Annotated in this window: 19 protein-coding genes; 6 read left to right on the top strand and 13 right to left on the bottom strand. The window is 66.6% G+C overall.

From position 1 onward, the window contains the following. Position 1: 1 nt before the first annotated feature. Positions 2-277, top strand: a complete 276-nt coding sequence (locus ACRDNQ_RS13845; protein WP_431829281.1) for a DUF7742 family protein — start codon at positions 2-4, stop codon at positions 275-277. A gap of 82 nt (positions 278-359) precedes the next feature. Next, positions 360-1,175: a serine O-acetyltransferase gene (gene cysE / locus ACRDNQ_RS13840; protein ID WP_431829280.1), complete on the top strand. Its 816-nt coding sequence runs from the start codon at positions 360-362 to the stop codon at positions 1,173-1,175. Here cysE and ACRDNQ_RS13835 read toward each other — a convergent pair. The 8 genes from ACRDNQ_RS13835 to ACRDNQ_RS13800 form a co-directional block, all read right to left on the bottom strand. Beyond that, entirely contained in the window at positions 1,163-1,495 is a 333-nt protein-coding gene (locus ACRDNQ_RS13835) for a carboxymuconolactone decarboxylase family protein (RefSeq protein WP_431829279.1), read from the bottom strand. The two genes, cysE and ACRDNQ_RS13835, sit on opposite strands and share 13 nt — an antisense overlap. Before the next feature lie 65 nt (positions 1,496-1,560). Then, positions 1,561-2,862, bottom strand: coding sequence for a pyruvate dehydrogenase complex dihydrolipoamide acetyltransferase (locus tag ACRDNQ_RS13830; protein ID WP_431829278.1), 1,302 nt, complete (start codon positions 2,860-2,862; stop codon positions 1,561-1,563). A 4-nt stretch (positions 2,863-2,866) separates the two neighbouring features. Then, entirely contained in the window at positions 2,867-3,121 is a 255-nt protein-coding gene (locus ACRDNQ_RS13825) for a hypothetical protein (RefSeq protein WP_431829277.1), read from the bottom strand. A 4-nt stretch (positions 3,122-3,125) separates the two neighbouring features. After that, positions 3,126-4,496: a pyruvate dehydrogenase complex E1 component subunit beta gene (locus tag ACRDNQ_RS13820; RefSeq protein WP_431829276.1), complete on the bottom strand. Its 1,371-nt coding sequence runs from the start codon at positions 4,494-4,496 to the stop codon at positions 3,126-3,128. Between the two features lie 17 nt (positions 4,497-4,513). Beyond that, positions 4,514-5,512, bottom strand: coding sequence for a pyruvate dehydrogenase (acetyl-transferring) E1 component subunit alpha (gene pdhA, locus ACRDNQ_RS13815; protein ID WP_431829275.1), 999 nt, complete (start codon positions 5,510-5,512; stop codon positions 4,514-4,516). 164 nt (positions 5,513-5,676) lie between these two features. Then, a complete protein-coding gene (locus ACRDNQ_RS13810; RefSeq protein ID WP_431829274.1) occupies positions 5,677-5,979 on the bottom strand; it encodes an FtsB family cell division protein in 303 nt (100 codons plus the stop codon). A 182-nt stretch (positions 5,980-6,161) separates the two neighbouring features. Further along, positions 6,162-7,055: a fructose bisphosphate aldolase gene (locus ACRDNQ_RS13805; RefSeq protein WP_431829273.1), complete on the bottom strand. Its 894-nt coding sequence runs from the start codon at positions 7,053-7,055 to the stop codon at positions 6,162-6,164. A gap of 76 nt (positions 7,056-7,131) precedes the next feature. Beyond that, the gene (locus ACRDNQ_RS13800; RefSeq protein ID WP_431829272.1) at positions 7,132-8,334 is read right to left on the bottom strand and encodes a phosphoglycerate kinase; all 1,203 of its coding nucleotides are present in this window, start codon (positions 8,332-8,334) and stop codon (positions 7,132-7,134) included. Between the two features lie 125 nt (positions 8,335-8,459). Between ACRDNQ_RS13800 and ACRDNQ_RS13795 the strand changes: the two genes are divergently transcribed. The 4 genes from ACRDNQ_RS13795 (at position 8,460) to rpsI (ending at position 10,724) form a co-directional block, all read left to right on the top strand. Continuing rightward, entirely contained in the window at positions 8,460-8,966 is a 507-nt protein-coding gene (locus ACRDNQ_RS13795) for a peptidylprolyl isomerase (RefSeq protein ID WP_431829271.1), read from the top strand. Next, complete coding sequence (locus tag ACRDNQ_RS13790) at positions 8,959-9,579, top strand: peptidylprolyl isomerase (RefSeq protein WP_431829270.1); 621 nt, start codon at positions 8,959-8,961, stop codon at positions 9,577-9,579. Before ACRDNQ_RS13795 ends, ACRDNQ_RS13790 begins: the two co-directional genes overlap by 8 nt. A gap of 187 nt (positions 9,580-9,766) precedes the next feature. Beyond that, positions 9,767-10,228, top strand: coding sequence for a 50S ribosomal protein L13 (gene rplM / locus ACRDNQ_RS13785; RefSeq protein WP_431829269.1), 462 nt, complete (start codon positions 9,767-9,769; stop codon positions 10,226-10,228). A 4-nt stretch (positions 10,229-10,232) separates the two neighbouring features. Then, positions 10,233-10,724, top strand: coding sequence for a 30S ribosomal protein S9 (gene rpsI / locus ACRDNQ_RS13780; protein ID WP_431829268.1), 492 nt, complete (start codon positions 10,233-10,235; stop codon positions 10,722-10,724). A 286-nt stretch (positions 10,725-11,010) separates the two neighbouring features. Here rpsI and ACRDNQ_RS13775 read toward each other — a convergent pair whose 3' ends face one another. From ACRDNQ_RS13775 to metA, 5 genes are all read right to left on the bottom strand, one after another. Further along, positions 11,011-11,601 carry an outer membrane protein gene (locus ACRDNQ_RS13775; protein ID WP_431829267.1) on the bottom strand — a complete coding sequence of 197 codons (591 nt, stop codon included), beginning with the start codon at positions 11,599-11,601 and terminating at the stop codon, positions 11,011-11,013. Between the two features lie 91 nt (positions 11,602-11,692). After that, complete coding sequence (locus ACRDNQ_RS13770; protein ID WP_431829266.1) at positions 11,693-12,310, bottom strand: TetR/AcrR family transcriptional regulator; 618 nt, start codon at positions 12,308-12,310, stop codon at positions 11,693-11,695. Then, positions 12,303-13,166: a polyphosphate kinase 2 gene (gene ppk2 / locus ACRDNQ_RS13765; protein WP_431829265.1), complete on the bottom strand. Its 864-nt coding sequence runs from the start codon at positions 13,164-13,166 to the stop codon at positions 12,303-12,305. The genes ACRDNQ_RS13770 and ppk2 overlap by 8 nt, the downstream gene beginning before the upstream one ends. 44 nt (positions 13,167-13,210) lie before the next feature. After that, positions 13,211-14,194, bottom strand: coding sequence for an alpha/beta fold hydrolase (locus tag ACRDNQ_RS13760; protein WP_431829264.1), 984 nt, complete (start codon positions 14,192-14,194; stop codon positions 13,211-13,213). Between the two features lie 70 nt (positions 14,195-14,264). After that, entirely contained in the window at positions 14,265-15,200 is a 936-nt protein-coding gene (gene metA, locus ACRDNQ_RS13755; protein ID WP_431829263.1) for a homoserine O-acetyltransferase MetA, read from the bottom strand. Positions 15,201-15,274: the final 74 nt, after the last annotated feature.

Below are 15,274 nucleotides of genomic sequence, written 5' to 3'. Positions count from 1 at the left end.
AATGCGTCCGCCGCTTCACGGGGACGCGGTCGCGCTTGCCATCGTCCTGCGGCGCGCGCCGCGTCCGAGGCGCGACTGGGTGATGCACCGGGTGCTTCGCGAGGCGGACAGGGCCGCGGACCTTGCCAGGGCGGGCGCCGGCGGTCATCCGCTGTGGGGGGATGGAAGCCTGATGGCGGCGGCCCTCCGGCGCGGTCTGTCATCCGAGCCGGCGCTTGAGGAACGCGACTATTGCCGGTGCCTGGCCAGGGTCTATGCCGCGCTCGCCGAACGGTGATGCCCGGCGCCCCCTTTCAACTTGGTCGGACCCGCCTATTTGGTGTATGGAAAGACACGCAGCGAGCAGCAGGAAGCATCATATGGCCGAGCGTCGTCAGAAAATCGCCGCCATCGACCCCGTGTGGTCGGAGATCACGGCCGAAGCGGAAGAGGCCGTGCGGGCCGAGCCGCTTCTGGGCGGGCTCATCCATTCGAGCCTTCTGCACCATCCGACGATCGAACGGGCACTGAGCTACCGTATCTCGCTCAAGCTGACGTCGGGCGAGATGTCCGAGCAGATCCTGCGCGAGATCGCCGACGAGGCCTTCGCGTCGGATCCGCGTCTGGGCGAGGCGGCGCGCGCCGATCTTGTCGCGGTCTATGATCGTGACCCGGCGTGCCATCGGCTGTTGCAACCGATCCTGTTCTTCAAGGGATATCAGGCGGTGCAGTCCTACCGGATCGCGCACTGGCTTTGGCAGGAGCGGCGCCACGACCTTGCCTATTTCATCCAGGCCCGCACATCCGAGGTCTTTGGCGTCGACATCCATCCCGCGGCACGGATCGGGAAGGGCATCATGATCGACCATGCCCATTCCATCGTGATCGGCGAGACGGCTGTGGTCGGCGACAACGTCTCGATGCTGCATTCGGTGACGCTGGGCGGCACCGGCAAGGAAGACGGCGACCGGCATCCGAAGATCGGCGATGGCGTGCTGATCGGCGCCGGGGCCAAGGTGCTGGGCAACATCCACGTGGGCCACTGCAGCCGGATCGCGGCCGGTTCGGTCGTGCTGAGCGACGTTCCTCCCTGCAAGACCGTTGCGGGCGTGCCTGCGCGGATCGTCGGCGAAGCGGGATGCGACCAGCCATCTGTCACGATGGACCAGCTGATCGAGACCGGTCAGGACAACTGATCGTAGGCTTCGAGCGCCTTGACCCCGTACATGTAGGCCGGACCACCGCCCATCATCACCGCGACCGAGATCGTTTCGGCGATCTCGTCACGGGTCGCGCCGTGCTTGATCGCACCCTGAACGTGAAACCCGATGCAGTCGACGCAGCGGGTCGAGATGCCGATGGCCAGGGCCAGAAGCTCTTTCGTCTTCTTGTCGAGCACTCCGTCGCCCATCGAGGCGCGGTGCATCGCCGTGAAGGCATGGCCGGTCTCTTCCTGAACCTTTCGGAACGCGTTCAGGTTGTCGCTTGTTTCCTTGAGATGCGCCTTCCAGTCCATCACCTGTCCCCGTGCAAGTCACGCGAAGCGGTAGGGCCGGGAAGGACACCCCGCCTTGAGGCAGATCAAGCCAGCATGCCCATCGGGTTTTCGAGGTTGCCCACGATCGCCTCGAGCAACTCGGCCCCGAGCGCGCCGTCGATCACGCGGTGATCGACCGAAAGCGTCACGCTCATCACCGTGGCGACCGTGATCTGGTCGTCGGCCCCGACGACCGGCTTCTTCACGCCCGCCCCCACGGCAAGTATCGCCCCGTGGGGCGGGTTGATGACCGCATCGAAGTTGTCGATGCCAAACATCCCCAGGTTCGAGATCGCGAAGCTGCCGCCGACGTACTCGTGCGGGGCCAGCTTGCGGTCGCGGGCGCGCGCGGCGAGGTCCTTCATCTCGGCCGAGAGGGCCGAAAGCGATTTCGTCTCGGCGTCCTTCAGGACGGGCGTGAAGAGGCCGCCCTCGACCGCCACGGCCACCGCCACGTCCGAGGGCTTGAGACGCAGCATCCGGTCTCCGGCCCAGACGGCATTCGCGTTCGGCACCTGCTGAAGCGCCAGCGCGCAGGCCTTGATGATGAAGTCGTTGACCGACAGCTTTACGCCGCGCGCCTCGAGCTGCCTGTTCAGTTCGGCGCGGAAGGAAAGCAGCGCGTCGATGCGGATGTCGCGCCGCAGGTAGAAATGCGGGATCGTCTGCTTGGCCTCGGTCAGGCGGGCGGCCACGGTCTTGCGCATCCCGTCAAGCTTGATCTCTTCGTAGGCGCGGCCCTCGTACATCTTCTTGACGGTCTCCGCGGCCGGACCCGACGGCATGGCGGTCGCCGCAGCGGTGGTCGCTGGGGCGGGGGCAAGGGCCGCAGCCGCGGACTGGCCGGGTTTCGCCGCTTCGACATCCGCCTTCACGATCCGTCCCTTGGGCCCGGTTCCCTTGATCTGGCCGAGGTCGAGGCCCTTCTCCTTCGCGATGCGCCGCGCCAAGGGCGAGGCGAAGACGCGGTCACCCTCATGGGTCACGGGGGCGGGGGCCGCCGCAACCGGCGCGGGCGCGGCCTCTGCCTTGGGCGCCGGCGCGGCTTCGGGCTTTGCGTCGGCCTTCGCCGCCAACGAAGTTGCGGCCGTATCGGCGCTTTCGCCTTCGGCAAGCAGGACGGCGATGGGCGAATTGACCTTCACCCCTTCGGTCCCTTCGGCGACCAGGATCTTGCCGATCACGCCTTCGTCCACGGCTTCGAATTCCATGGTGGCCTTGTCGGTCTCGATCTCGGCCAGAAGGTCGCCGGATTTCACCGCGTCGCCTTCCTTCACAAGCCACTTGGCCAGCGTGCCTTCCTCCATCGTGGGGGACAGCGCGGGCATCAGGATTTCGGTGGGCATGGGGTCACTCCTCCGCCAGAACCATGGCATCGAAGGGCGCCTTGGGGCGGCCCGTTCCATCGGCCAGGGTCTTCAGTGTCGTCTCGATCTCTCGCCGGTGCCGGGCGATCCAGTCATAGGCGGTGGCATGGCCGTGGCCGCCCACAAGCGGCCCGCGTGCCATCACCGCCTCGGGCAGAAGCCCGACGACGCGCCGCCCGCCGTGGTCGATGGCGACCCGGTAGGCTTCGTTCGCCGCGTCTCGGCCCAGCACCTCCATCGTCTCAGCGATAGGTCACGGTCTTGACCGCGTCGATGACTTCCTTGGTCGTCACCAGCGCAAGCTTCTCGAGGTTCGCCGCGTAGGGCATCGGCACGTCCTTGCCGGTGCAGTTGATGACCGGCGCGTCGAGGTAGTCGAACGCCTGCTGCATCAGCACCGACGAGATGTAGTTGCCGACCGACCCCTGCGGGAAGCCTTCCTCGACGGTCACGCAGCGGTTGGTCTTCTGCACCGACCGGATGATGGCCCCGGTGTCCATCGGGCGCAGCGTGCGCAGGTCGAGGACCTCGGCGCTGATCCCGTCCTTGGCCAGCGCATCGGCGGCCTCGAGCGCATAGGTCATGCCGATCCCGAAGCTGACGATGGTCACGTCCGTTCCCTCGCGCCAGATCCGGGCCTTGCCGAAGGGCACGGTCCAGTCGTCCAGCTTCGGCACGTCGAACGAGCGGCCGTAGAGGATTTCGTTCTCAAGGAAGATCACCGGGTTGGGATCGCGGATCGCGGTCTTCAGAAGCCCCTTCGCGTCGGCGGCCGAGAAGGGCATCACCACCTTCAGGCCGGGGATCTGCGAATACCAGGCGGCATAGTCCTGGCTGTGCTGCGCGCCCACGCGCGCGGCCGCGCCGTTCGGGCCGCGGAACACCATCGGCGCGCCCATCTGGCCACCCGACATGTAAAGCGTCTTGGCCGCCGAGTTGATGATCTGGTCGATCGCCTGCATGGCGAAGTTGAAGGTCATGAACTCGACGATTGGCCGCAGTCCGCCGAAGGCCGCGCCTACGGCGATGCCGGCAAAGCCATGCTCGGTGATCGGCGTGTCGATCACCCGCTTCGCGCCGAATTCGTCCAGCAGCCCCTGGCTGATCTTGTAGGCGCCCTGGTATTCGGCCACCTCCTCGCCCATCAGGAACACGTGGTCGTCCCGCCGCATCTCTTCGGCCATCGCGTCACGCAGGGCCTCGCGCACCGTGGTCTGCACCATTTCGGTCCCGGCCGGAATGTCGGGCTCGGCCACAGGCGCCGTGGCCACCGGGGCGGCGGGCGCCGCGGGGGCAGGGGCGGCAGCAGCGGGGGCGGGGGCCTCGGCCCTGGCGTCCGGGGCGGCAGAGGCTGCCGCACCGGCATCCTCGCCCTCGTCCACGAAGACCGCGATCGGCGTGTTCACCTTCACGCCCTCGGTGCCCTCGGCCACAAGGATCTTGCCGACGATGCCTTCATCGACGGCCTCGAATTCCATCGTGGCCTTGTCGGTCTCGATTTCGGCGATGATGTCGCCGGATTTCACCGCGTCGCCTTCCTTGACCAACCATTTGGCCAGCGTGCCCTCTTCCATCGTCGGGCTGAGGGCGGGCATCAGAACTTCGGTTGCCATGGCGTCGTCTCTCCCCCTCAGGCGTCGGCGTAGATGTCGGTGTAAAGCTCCGAGACATCGGGCTCGGGGCTTTCCTTCGCGAACTCGGCCGCCTCGTTGACGATGTCCTTGATTTCCTTGTCGATCGCCTTCAGGTCATCTTCCGTCGCGTGGTTGCCCGTCAGCAGAAGCTGGCGCACGTGCTCGATCGCGTCGCGCTTCTCGCGCACCTCCTGCACTTCCTCGCGGGTGCGGTACTTGGCGGGGTCCGACATCGAGTGCCCGCGATAGCGGTAGGTCTTGACCTCGAGGATGTAGGGCCCGTTGCCTGCGCGGCAGTGCGCCACCGCCTTTTCGCCCGCGGCCTTGACGGCCAGCACGTCCATCCCGTCGACTTCCTCGCCCGGGATGCCGTAGGCGGCGCCGCGCTGCCACAGCGACGGCGACTTGGTCGACCGCTTGACGCTCGTGCCCATGGCGTACTGGTTGTTCTCGATGACGAAGATCACCGGAAGCATCCACAGCTCGGCCATATTGTAGGTCTCATAGACCTGCCCCTGGTTGGCCGCGCCGTCGCCGAAGTAGGTGAAGGTCACGCGGCCGTTGCCAAGATACTTGTCGGCGAAGGCAAGGCCCGCCCCGATCGGCACCTGCGCGCCGACGATCCCGTGGCCGCCGTAGAAGTGCCGCTCTTTCGAGAACATGTGCATCGAGCCGCCCTTGCCCCGGGAATATCCGCCTTCCCGACCGGTCAGTTCGGCCATCACGCCCTTGGGGTCCATGCCGCAGGCCAGCATGTGCCCGTGGTCGCGGTAGGATGTGACGCGCTTGTCGCCTTCCTCGGCGGCGGCCTCAAGGCCCACGACGACCGCTTCCTGCCCGATGTAGAGGTGGCAGAAGCCGCCGATCAGGCCCATGCCGTAAAGCTGGCCGGCCTTTTCCTCGAAGCGGCGGATGAGAAGCATCTCGCGGTAATAGCCGAGAAGCTCGTCCCTCGAGATGTTCGGCGTCTTCGTCGTCGTCCTGCGTGCGGCCATCGTGGCAGATCCTCCCCCGCGGCAAGAAAGTAGTTCAGCTTTAAACTACCTCTTACCCCAGGTCGTGGGCAAACGCACGCCAAAATGGCCCGGCCCCGCGTGAAAGCAGCTATGCGCCGGATGCAAGAGTTGACGGGCTGAAAGCGGACGGCCGGCGCCGGGGTTCAGCGTAGGACCACCTCGTCCGACCGGACAAGGCCCAGCACGTTGCGTGACTGTTCGTCCAGAAGGTCAAGGTCGAGGTACTGGTCCGACAGGCGCCGGGTCTTGTTGCCAAGGGCCTCGGCCTCGGCGCGCAAGCGGTCGCGTTCCTCGGCCAGCGTGCGCGCCTCGGCGTCGATCTGCACGCGGCGGAACAGCCCGTAGTCGCCCTGAACGCTGGCATAGGTGAAGTACATGCCAAGGCTTGCCATGACGCTCAGATAGATCAGGGCGCCAAGGGGGGCGCGTCTTCGGGAACCGCTCATCGTTCTGCCTTGCCTTCCGCCTCTCGCGGGCGGTGCGGGCACAATGGCACAAGCGATTCGCGCTGTGAATCCCCTTTTTCAGGGCCGTTCGCGAAAAAAGCGCCGGTCAGCGCGCGGGGCCCCCGCCAGCCGCGGCCCCCGCATCCCGGACCCGGTCGACACCGGCCGCGGGCCTCCGCGACCTAGCCCGCGATCGACGCCCGATAGATTGCGTCGATCGTCGCGCCGAGGGCGGCGTCGAAGTCGGCGTCCGACTGCTGCGCGCTCAGCCCTTCGGTCAGGGCGCGACTGAAGCTGGCGATGACGCCCGCGTTCCGGGACAGAATCGCGTTCGCCTCGTCCCGGGAATAGCCGCCCGAAAGCGCCACAACGCGCATCACGCGGGGATGGTCGACCAGCGGCTTGTAGAAATTCGCCTGGCTGGGAAGCGACAGCTTCAGCATCACCTCGCTGCCCTGGGCCAGGGTGTCGAGGTGCTTCAGGATCTCGTCGCGCAGGATCGCCTCGGCCTCGGCCTTGTCGGCGATCGAGATCGTCACCTCGGGTTCGAGGATCGGCACAAGGCCGTGCGCCAGAACCTGCCGTCCCAGCGCGAACTGCTGGTCGACGATTGCCGCGATCCCCCTGGGGTTCGCCGCGTTGATGACCGACCGCTCCTTCGTGCCGAAGATGCCCGCCTTGACAGCGCGCGAAAGGAGGTCGTCAAGGCCCGGGATCGGCTTCATCAACTGGACGCCGTCCGCCTCGGCCTCAAGGCCCTTGTCGATCTTGAGGAACGGCACGACGCCGCGCTTTTCCCACAGGTAGGTGGCGGTCGGGATGCCGTCGATCGCGCGGTCCATCGTCTGTTCGAACAGGATCGCGCCCACCACCTTCTCGCCGATGAAGGCGGGCGACTTGATGATCCGTGTCCGCATCTGGTGGATCAGGTCGAACATCTGCTCTTCGGTCGACCAGGCCTCGTCGCCGATCCCGTAAAGCTTCAGCGCCTTGGGCGTCGAGCCGCCCGACTGGTCAAGCGCGGCGATGAAGCCCTTGCCGTCCGTCATCTGTTTGGCCTGTGTCGCGTTGGGCATCGGTCCCTCCACCAGTGTTGATCCGCTTCGGCGCCCCTTCTAGGCAAGCGGGCGCCGACACGCAATCGCGCGGGCGCTAGCGCTCGCCCGCCGCGACCAGGGCCGCGACCCCGGGCAGGGTCTTGCCCTCCATCCATTCGAGAAACGCGCCGCCCGCGGTCGAGACATAGGTGAAATCCTCGGCCGCGCCGGCGCGGTTCAGCGCCGCCACCGTGTCGCCGCCGCCCGCAACCGACGTCAGCAGCCCCGCGCCCGTGCGCGCGGCGGCGTGCCGGGCTGCCGCGACCGTGGCCGCGTCGAAGGGCGCGATCTCGAAGGCGCCAAGCGGGCCGTTCCAGATCAGCGTGCGCGCATGGTCGAAGGCGGCGGTGATCTGCGCCACCGTCTGTGGGCCGGCATCAAGGATCATTGCGTCCGGCGGGCAGGCGTCGACCGGCAGCGTCTCGCTGTCTGCGCCTTCGCGGAACTCGTGCGCCACAACGATGTCCACCGGCAACAGGATCTCGCAGGCCGCTTCGCCGGCCGCCGCCAGGATCTCGGACGCGGTGCCGGTCATGTCGTGCTCGGCCAGCGACGTGCCGATCTCGACACCCTGCGCGGCGAGAAACGTGTTGGCCATGCCGCCGCCGATCACCAGCGTGTTCACCTTGCGCACAAGGTTCGACAGAAGCTCGATCTTGGTCGAGACCTTGGCCCCGCCCACCACTGCCACCACTGGCCGCTCGGGCGTGCCAAGCGCGGCCTCGAGTGCGCGAAGCTCAGCCTCCATCAGCCGCCCGGCGCAGGACGGCAGCAGCCGCGCCAGCGCCTCGGTCGAGGCATGCGCCCGGTGCGCCGCCGAGAAGGCGTCGTTGACGTAGACTTCGCCCAGCGCGGCCAGGGAGGCCGCGAACATCGGGTCGTTCTTTTCTTCCTCGGCGTGGAAGCGGGTGTTCTCGAGAAGCAGGACCTCGCCCGGGGCAAGGGCCGCCACCGCCGTCTTCGCCGCCACGCCGATGCAATCCTCGGCGAAGCGAACGGGCACGCCCAGACAGTCCTCGACCGTGCCGCGGATATGGCCCAGCGACATCTCGGGCACGACCTTGCCCTTGGGCCGGTCGAAATGCGCCAGAAGCACGGGCCGCCCGCCCTTCGACAGGATGTCCGTCACCGTCGGCCGGATGCGGTCGATCCGGGTGGTGTCGGTCACATGGCCGTCCTCGACCGGCACGTTGATGTCGACGCGCACCAGCACCGTCCGGCCGTCCAGGTCCATGTCGTCAAGCGTCTTCCAGGCCATCAGGCACCTCGCAAGTGATCCGCGCCCTTTCCATCCCATCGCCGGCGTTGCGTCAACCGCTTCGGGCTTTTCCTTCGCCGCGCGCCCCGATAGGGTCGCCCCGAGACCGAGCACAGGAGGCCCCGATGGCCGAGATCAAGGACCCCGAGAACACCATTCTCATCGAACTCAAGGACGGCACCGTCACGATCGAGCTTCTGCCCGACATCGCGCCGGCCCATTGCGGGCGGATGAAGGACCTCGCCCGCGCGGGGGCCTATGACAACGTGGTCTTCCACCGCGTGATCGACGGCTTCATGGCGCAGACCGGCGACGTCGCGCATGGCAACTTCGAAAAGGACTTCAACATCCGCAGGGCGGGGACCGGCGGCTCGGACCTGCCGGACCTGCCGGCCGAATTCAGCCGCATCCCGCACGATCGCGGCACCCTCGGCGCGGCGCGCTCGGCGAACCCGAACTCGGCCAACAGCCAGTTCTTCATCAACTTCAAGGACAACCATTTCCTCAACGGTCAGTACACGGTCTATGGCCGCGTGATCGGCGGGATGGAGCATGTCGACAAGATCGTCCGGGGCGAACCGCCGATGAATCCCGACCGGATGCTCAGCGTGAAGGTGGCCGCCGATGCGTAGCTCGACCCTTGCCGCCTGGGCGGTCTTCGCCCTGGGCGTTTGCGCGCTGGGCGCCTATTACGTTGCCACGCTGCCCGGGCAGGCCAACGCGCAGGAAGTCGTCGACGGCCCGGGCCCGAACCTTGTCATCACCGTGGCCGGCGAAGCGAACGGCGAGATCGTCATCGACCTTCTGCCCGACGTCGCCCCCGCCCATGTCGAACAGATCGTCGCCCTTGCGCGCGAGGGCGCCTATGATGACGTGGTCTTCCACCGCGTGATCGACGGCTTCATGGCCCAGACCGGAGATGTCGAGTTCGGCAAGTCCGGTGGCGACGTCCGCATGGCCGGCCGCGGCGGGTCATCGCTGCCCGATATCCCGGCCGAGTTTTCGGACATTCCCTTCGACCGTGGCGTCGTCGGCATGGCGCGTTCGGCAAGCCCCGATTCCGCCAACAGCCAATTCTTCATCATGTTCGAACCCGGCTATTTCCTGAATGGCGAATACACGGTCTTCGGCCGCGTGGTTTCGGGGATGGAGGTCGTCGACGCGATCAAGCGCGGGAACGAGGCGCAAAATGGCGTCGTCGCCGACACCCCCGACCGCATGGTCTCGGTCCGGGTCGACGGGTGACGGCCGGCGTCTGACGGGGCAGGGGCGGCCGTTCACCGGTCGCCCGCGCCGCGAAATTTGGGGTAAAATAATACCTTAATCGCAAGCAATTGTTTTGGAACAATTTATTCTTTCTGTGTCCGCTTGACTGCGGCCGGGAAACCGTTAGAACCCGCCCATCCGAATTCCCCCGAACATGGGCAGAACAATGAAGACCTTCACCGCTACTCCGGCGGACATCGACAAGAAGTGGGTCCTGATCGACGCCGAGGGCGTCGTTCTCGGCCGGCTTGCCTCGATCGTCGCCATGCGTCTGCGCGGCAAGCACAAGCCAAGCTTCACGCCCCACATGGACATGGGCGACAATGTCATCGTCATCAACGCCGACAAGGTGCAGATGACGGGCAACAAGCGCGCCGACAAAGTCTATTACCGCCACACCGGCTACCCCGGCGGGATCAAGTCGCAGACCGCGGCGCAGATCCTCGAAGGCGCCCACCCCGAGCGCGTGGTCGAGAAGGCCGTGCAGCGGATGCTGCCCGGCAACCGCCTGAGCCGTCAGGTCATGACCAACCTGCGCGTCTATGCCGGGGCAGAGCACCCGCACGAGGCGCAGCAGCCCGAAGTTCTGGACGTGAAGTCCATGAACAAGAAGAACACCCGGAGCTGATCAGATGGCCGAAGAAATCAAATCGCTCGAAGAGCTGAACACCCTGACCGGCGCGGCCGATGTCGCGGTGGCCGAAGTCGACGTGCCGAAAACGCCGGTGCGCGACATGCTGGGTCGCTCCTACGCGACGGGCAAGCGCAAGAACGCCGTCGCCCGCGTCTGGATCAAGCCGGGTTCCGGCAAGGTCGTCGTCAACGGCAAGGAAATGAAGGACTACTTCGCCCGGCCGGTGTTGCAGATGATCCTGCGGCAGCCCTTCACCGTCGCCGGCGTCGAGAACGAATTCGACGTGATGGCGACCGTGACTGGTGGCGGCCTGTCGGGCCAGGCCGGTGCGGTGAAGCACGGCATCTCGAAGGCCCTGCAGCTTTACGAACCGTCCCTGCGCTCGCCGCTCAAGGCCGCAGGCTTCCTCACCCGCGACAGCCGCGTGGTCGAGCGCAAGAAGTACGGCAAGCGCAAGGCGCGTCGGAGCTTCCAGTTCTCCAAGCGCTGATCCAGCCGGATCATGGATACCGGAAGGGGTGCGGGGGTTTCCCGCGCCCCTTTTGCTTGCCGGCCTCGCCCGTCACGCAGTCGCGTGACATGCAGGTCTGCCGGTCCATCCCCATATACGCCGGGCTCCACACCGGGGTAGGACCATGCCGATTTCAGAACTGACCTTCTATGCCGCGACCCTTGGGTCGCTTCTTTGGGCGCTGATCAGCGCCGAAACCCGGGGCAAGGCCGCTGAGGCGGCCTGAGGGTCGCCCTGCAACCCGTCGTTTCGGCCGGTCTTGCTGTCAGAAATAGCGGGCCAGACCCAGGCGAACCACCCAGGCGTCGTCGATTTCCACCCGGTCGGTCGCACCGTCGGGCGAAAATCCCCAGTATAGCGCCTCGCCCCGCCAGGCCCATCGTCCGGCCAGCCGCCGCTCGAGGCCCCAGCCAAGCACGTATCCCGTGTCATACGACCGGCCCGTGGAAACGGTGTCGGAATAGCCCAGCCCCGCCGTCCCATAGACCAGCGTATCCTCGGCGACATAGCCCATGCGCCCGCGCAGGCTTGTCATCCAGTCGACCGCGGCCGTCCGGCTGCCGACCTCGACGCGGTCGCCGAACACGTAGTCGCCGCCGATGTTGACGGTCAGGTCGTATTCGACCCCGAAGACAAGCTGCCCGCGCGCCCAGACGAAACCGGTGTAGACCGAGGTCTCGCGCCCGTCCTGTTCCCCCCTGGTCCCGCCCGGACCTTCAAGATCCGACCCGCCATATCCCAGCGTGAGGCCCGCATAGGGCCCCGACCAGAGAAATTCGGTCGACCCCGACGACGGCGCTTGCGCAGCCGCCGCGGACGGCGTCCCAAGCGCCAACGTCAGACCCAGAAGTCGCATCGCACCGCTTCGCATGACGCCACCCATTGCGCGACGCAGGGTTCCGAAGTCCGAAGATGCCGGCGTCATTGTGCAGGCGTTCAGGTGCCCATCACTCGTCTGGCGGGATAAGCCCAAGTCCGCGCAGATAGATGCCAATCCCCGACTCCAAAAGCTCTTCCGGCGGAAAGGGGGACTGTCGCCCCGGTGCCCCGCGTGCGAAAAGTTCTACCACGCCGTGGCTCATCGCCCAAATATGTGCGGAAAACATCTGGGGTGGGGGGCGTTTTTCCCTTGGAATGTGTTCCGAAAGCGCCACAGCCGCCCGTTCCAGAACCTGCGACGCCCGGGCCGCGGCCATCGCCAGTTCCGGCGTCCGGTTGATCGAGATGCCGGACTCGAACATCGCCACGTAGTGCCCCGGGTACTTTCGCGCGAAGGCCAGATACGCGCGGCCCGTCGCCTCGAAGCTGCGCAGGGCCGACGGTTGCCCGCTGTCATAGGCGTATTGCATGAGGTCGGCGAAGATTTCATAGCCCTGCAGCGCCGCCTCGGCGATCAGGTCCTCGCGGCCCTCGAAGTGGCGATAGACGGCGGCCGGCGTCACGCCGGCGCTCTTGGCCGCTTCGGAAAGGGTGAACCCCTGCGGTCCGCGCTCTTCGATCAGCTCGAGTGCGGCCTCGACAAGCGCTTGCCTGAGGTTTCCGTGGTGGTATCCGCGCTTAGCCATGCCAGATGTCTGGACCGCCGCAGACCTTCGGATCCGGGGCCGCCACATCGCCCTTGCCGGCATAGTCGATCCGCCCAAGCAGTGCCCGGATCGCGGCAAGCCGGGCGCGGTACTTGTCATCCGACCGGATCACCGTCCAGGGCGCGACGGCACTGTGGCTGCGGTCAAGCGTCTCGCGGATGGCCGCCGAGTAGTCGTCCCATTTCTTCAGGCCCTCGACGTCGATCAGGCTCAGCTTCCATTGCTTCAGCGGGTCCTTCTCGCGGGCCAGGAAACGGCGCAGCTGCTCCGCCCGCCCGACGTTCAGCCAGAGCTTCAGGAAGGTGATCCCCTCGCTGACCAGCATGTCCTCGAACTCGGGCAGCTGGCGGAAGAAACGCTCGCGGTCGGCGTCGCTGCAAAAGCCGAAGACCTTCTCGACCACTCCGCGGTTGTACCAGGACCGGTCGAAAAGCACGATCTCGCCCGCGCTTGGCAGATGCTCGATGTATCGTTGGAAATACCACTGGCTGGCTTCGGTCTCGGTGGGCTTGGACAGCGCGACCACGCGCGCCCCGCGCGGGTTCAGGTTCTCGCGCACGCGCTTGATTGTGCCGCCCTTGCCGCTGGCGTCGCGCCCCTCGAAGACCACGACCACGCGCTTGCCGGACTGCCGGATGTCGTGCTGCATCCGCACAAGTTCGAGCTGGAGCGCGTCCATCTCGGCCTCGTAGTCCTTCTTCTTCATCCATCGGTCATAGGGATAGGTCGGATCGAGGATGTCCTTGTCGTCGCCCTCGCGGATCGTCTTGCGAACCTCGTCCGGGGCCTCGTCCTCGTAATACCTGCTGATCGCGCCGTCGAAGGGCAGATCCATCCGTGCCTCCCTCAAAGTGGGCAAAGCCTAGGGCGCGGGCCGGCCTAGCGCAATCCGGCGCGCGCGGCGGCGCGGTCGATTGCCGCGATCACGGCCTTGGGGTCGGCGTGGTGCGGCATGTGGCCCACGCCCTCCAGCCGCAGAAGGTTCGCGCCCGGCACCCGTTCGGCCAGCGGTTCGGAATGGATGGCAAGCGGCACGATCTGGTCCTCGGTCCCGTGCACGATCTCGACCGGCAGGTCGAGCGTCGGGTATCGTTCGGACATGCGCACGATATGCGGCCGAAGGGTGTTCACCTGCCGCGTGTTCGCCCGCAAGGTCGACCTGCGCAGGGACAGCGGCACGCCGAAGTGGTCGGCATAGCCCTCGGGCACGGCCTGCGGCGCGAAAATACGGGCCAGGATCGCGTCGACGGACCCGTTCGGCGGGAAGGCCGCGACCACGGGCACCACCGCCGCGCCGCCGATGGCCGAGCCGCCGATGACATAGCTTGGTCCCAGGCCGCCCGGCCAGGGATGCGACACGCCCGAGACGACGACGACCGCCGCGGGGTCGTGGTTCAGCGCCCAGGCCAGCGCCACCGCGCCCCCGAAGGATTGTCCCATCACGATCGGGTCGCGCACTCCGATCTGCGCGGCGGCCTTCGCAAGAAAGGCGGCCTGTTCCTCGGGGCCCTCGGCCAGGCGCGTGAAGGCGGCCTCGTAGGCGGGATCGGTCTGCGCGGTGAAGCCATGGCCGGGACGGTCGAAGACGATGACGCGGTAGCGGTCCTTCACCCGGTCGACGAAGTCGAACGTATAGTCGCGCAGGTTTCCGCCCGCGCCGTGGATGATCACAAGGTCCGGCCCCTGGCCTTCGACCAGCACATGCACTGGCCGTCCGTCGACCTCGACGATGCGCCCGATCGGGGGAAAGCGCGCCTCGGCCTCGGCTTCCATGCGGGTCGCGCGCCCGTCGAAGGCCGCGCCGCACCCGCCAAGGGCGACGACGGCCACGGCCAGGCTTGCGAAGGTCTGAAGCGTGCTCACGTGCGGGATCCCGACTGCCTCTGCCCCATGATCTAGAGGGAACGCGCCGCCGCGCCAGCCTGCCGTGCCGTCAGGCGCGCAGGTCGGTCGAGGACTGGCCGATCTGCGCCATGTCGAAGGGCGTGGTCAGGTAGATCTCGCTTACCCAGTTGCCGTAAAGCAGATGCGCGTGGCTGCGCCAGCGGTTCTGCGGCATCCGCGAGGGATCGTCGTCGGGGTAGTAGTTGCGCGGCACGTTGATCGGCGTGCCGTTCGCCACGTCGCGGTCGTATTCTTCCTTCAGCGTGCCGCTGTCGTATTCGAAGTGGTTGAAGATATAAAGCGCGCGGTGGCCCGCATCCTCGACCAGACAGGGGCCGACCTCTTCGGACCCCAGCAGGATCTTCAACCCCGCCGCCGCGATCTCGTCCGCGCGCATCTCCGTCCACCGGCTGACCGGAATGACGAAATCGTCGGAAAATCCGCGCAGGTAGGGCGAGGACGGCGTGAGGTTGCGGTGCCGGAAACAGCCGAAGGCCTTTTGGTCCAGCATGTGCTTGGGGATGCCGTGGAAGTGATAGGCCATCGCCATCCCGCCCCAGCAGACGCCGAAGGTGGAATGCACGTTGGTCTGGGTCCAGTCCATGACCTCGGTCAGCTCGTCCCAGTAGGTGACCTCTTCGAAGGGCAGGTGCTCGATCGGGGCGCCGGTGATGATGAGGCCGTCGAACTTCTCGTCCTTCACGTCCTGGAACGGGCGATAGAACTCGGCCATGTGCTCGGCGGCGGTGTTCTTCGTCTCGTGCTCGGTCATCCGGATCAGCTGGAAGTCGATCTGAAGCGGCGTCGCGCCGATCAGCCGGGCGAACTGCGTCTCGGTCTGGATCTTCTTCGGCATCAGGTTCAAAAGCCCGATCCGGATCGGCCGGATGTCCTGATGGCTGGCCAGGTCCTGCGCCATGACCATGACGCCCTCGTTCCTGAGGACTCCAAAGGCAGGCAGGTTCTGCGGCAGCGTGATCGGCATTTGCGGGCGTCCCAGGCAGGCGGAGACGCTGACTTAGGCGGTTTTCCGTCGCGCCTCAAGGGGATGAAGGCTTG

The sequence above is a fragment of the Saliniferula longa genome (assembly GCF_050789285.1).
In the GTDB taxonomy this organism is placed as follows: Bacteria; Pseudomonadota; Alphaproteobacteria; order Rhodobacterales; family Rhodobacteraceae; genus CAVPWP01.
Note: the sequence above shows the minus strand (reverse complement) of the source record. Positions and strands in the feature narration are given on the sequence as shown.

What these genes read in the sequence shown, in the direction of transcription:
- ACRDNQ_RS13845 (WP_431829281.1), top strand. Translation starts at nt 2, where the DNA reads ATGCGTCCGCCGCTTCACGGGGACGCGGTCGCGCTTGCCATCGTCCTG.
- cysE (WP_431829280.1), top strand. Translation starts at nt 360, where the DNA reads ATGGCCGAGCGTCGTCAGAAAATCGCCGCCATCGACCCCGTGTGGTCG.
- ACRDNQ_RS13835 (WP_431829279.1), bottom strand. Translation starts at nt 1,495, where the DNA reads ATGGACTGGAAGGCGCATCTCAAGGAAACAAGCGACAACCTGAACGCG.
- ACRDNQ_RS13830 (WP_431829278.1), bottom strand. Translation starts at nt 2,862, where the DNA reads ATGCCCACCGAAATCCTGATGCCCGCGCTGTCCCCCACGATGGAGGAA.
- ACRDNQ_RS13825 (WP_431829277.1), bottom strand. Translation starts at nt 3,121, where the DNA reads ATGGAGGTGCTGGGCCGAGACGCGGCGAACGAAGCCTACCGGGTCGCC.
- ACRDNQ_RS13820 (WP_431829276.1), bottom strand. Translation starts at nt 4,496, where the DNA reads ATGGCAACCGAAGTTCTGATGCCCGCCCTCAGCCCGACGATGGAAGAG.
- pdhA (WP_431829275.1), bottom strand. Translation starts at nt 5,512, where the DNA reads ATGGCCGCACGCAGGACGACGACGAAGACGCCGAACATCTCGAGGGAC.
- ACRDNQ_RS13810 (WP_431829274.1), bottom strand. Translation starts at nt 5,979, where the DNA reads ATGAGCGGTTCCCGAAGACGCGCCCCCCTTGGCGCCCTGATCTATCTG.
- ACRDNQ_RS13805 (WP_431829273.1), bottom strand. Translation starts at nt 7,055, where the DNA reads ATGCCCAACGCGACACAGGCCAAACAGATGACGGACGGCAAGGGCTTC.
- ACRDNQ_RS13800 (WP_431829272.1), bottom strand. Translation starts at nt 8,334, where the DNA reads ATGGCCTGGAAGACGCTTGACGACATGGACCTGGACGGCCGGACGGTG.
- ACRDNQ_RS13795 (WP_431829271.1), top strand. Translation starts at nt 8,460, where the DNA reads ATGGCCGAGATCAAGGACCCCGAGAACACCATTCTCATCGAACTCAAG.
- ACRDNQ_RS13790 (WP_431829270.1), top strand. Translation starts at nt 8,959, where the DNA reads ATGCGTAGCTCGACCCTTGCCGCCTGGGCGGTCTTCGCCCTGGGCGTT.
- rplM (WP_431829269.1), top strand. Translation starts at nt 9,767, where the DNA reads ATGAAGACCTTCACCGCTACTCCGGCGGACATCGACAAGAAGTGGGTC.
- rpsI (WP_431829268.1), top strand. Translation starts at nt 10,233, where the DNA reads ATGGCCGAAGAAATCAAATCGCTCGAAGAGCTGAACACCCTGACCGGC.
- ACRDNQ_RS13775 (WP_431829267.1), bottom strand. Translation starts at nt 11,601, where the DNA reads ATGCGACTTCTGGGTCTGACGTTGGCGCTTGGGACGCCGTCCGCGGCG.
- ACRDNQ_RS13770 (WP_431829266.1), bottom strand. Translation starts at nt 12,310, where the DNA reads ATGGCTAAGCGCGGATACCACCACGGAAACCTCAGGCAAGCGCTTGTC.
- ppk2 (WP_431829265.1), bottom strand. Translation starts at nt 13,166, where the DNA reads ATGGATCTGCCCTTCGACGGCGCGATCAGCAGGTATTACGAGGACGAG.
- metA (WP_431829263.1), bottom strand. Translation starts at nt 15,200, where the DNA reads ATGCCGATCACGCTGCCGCAGAACCTGCCTGCCTTTGGAGTCCTCAGG.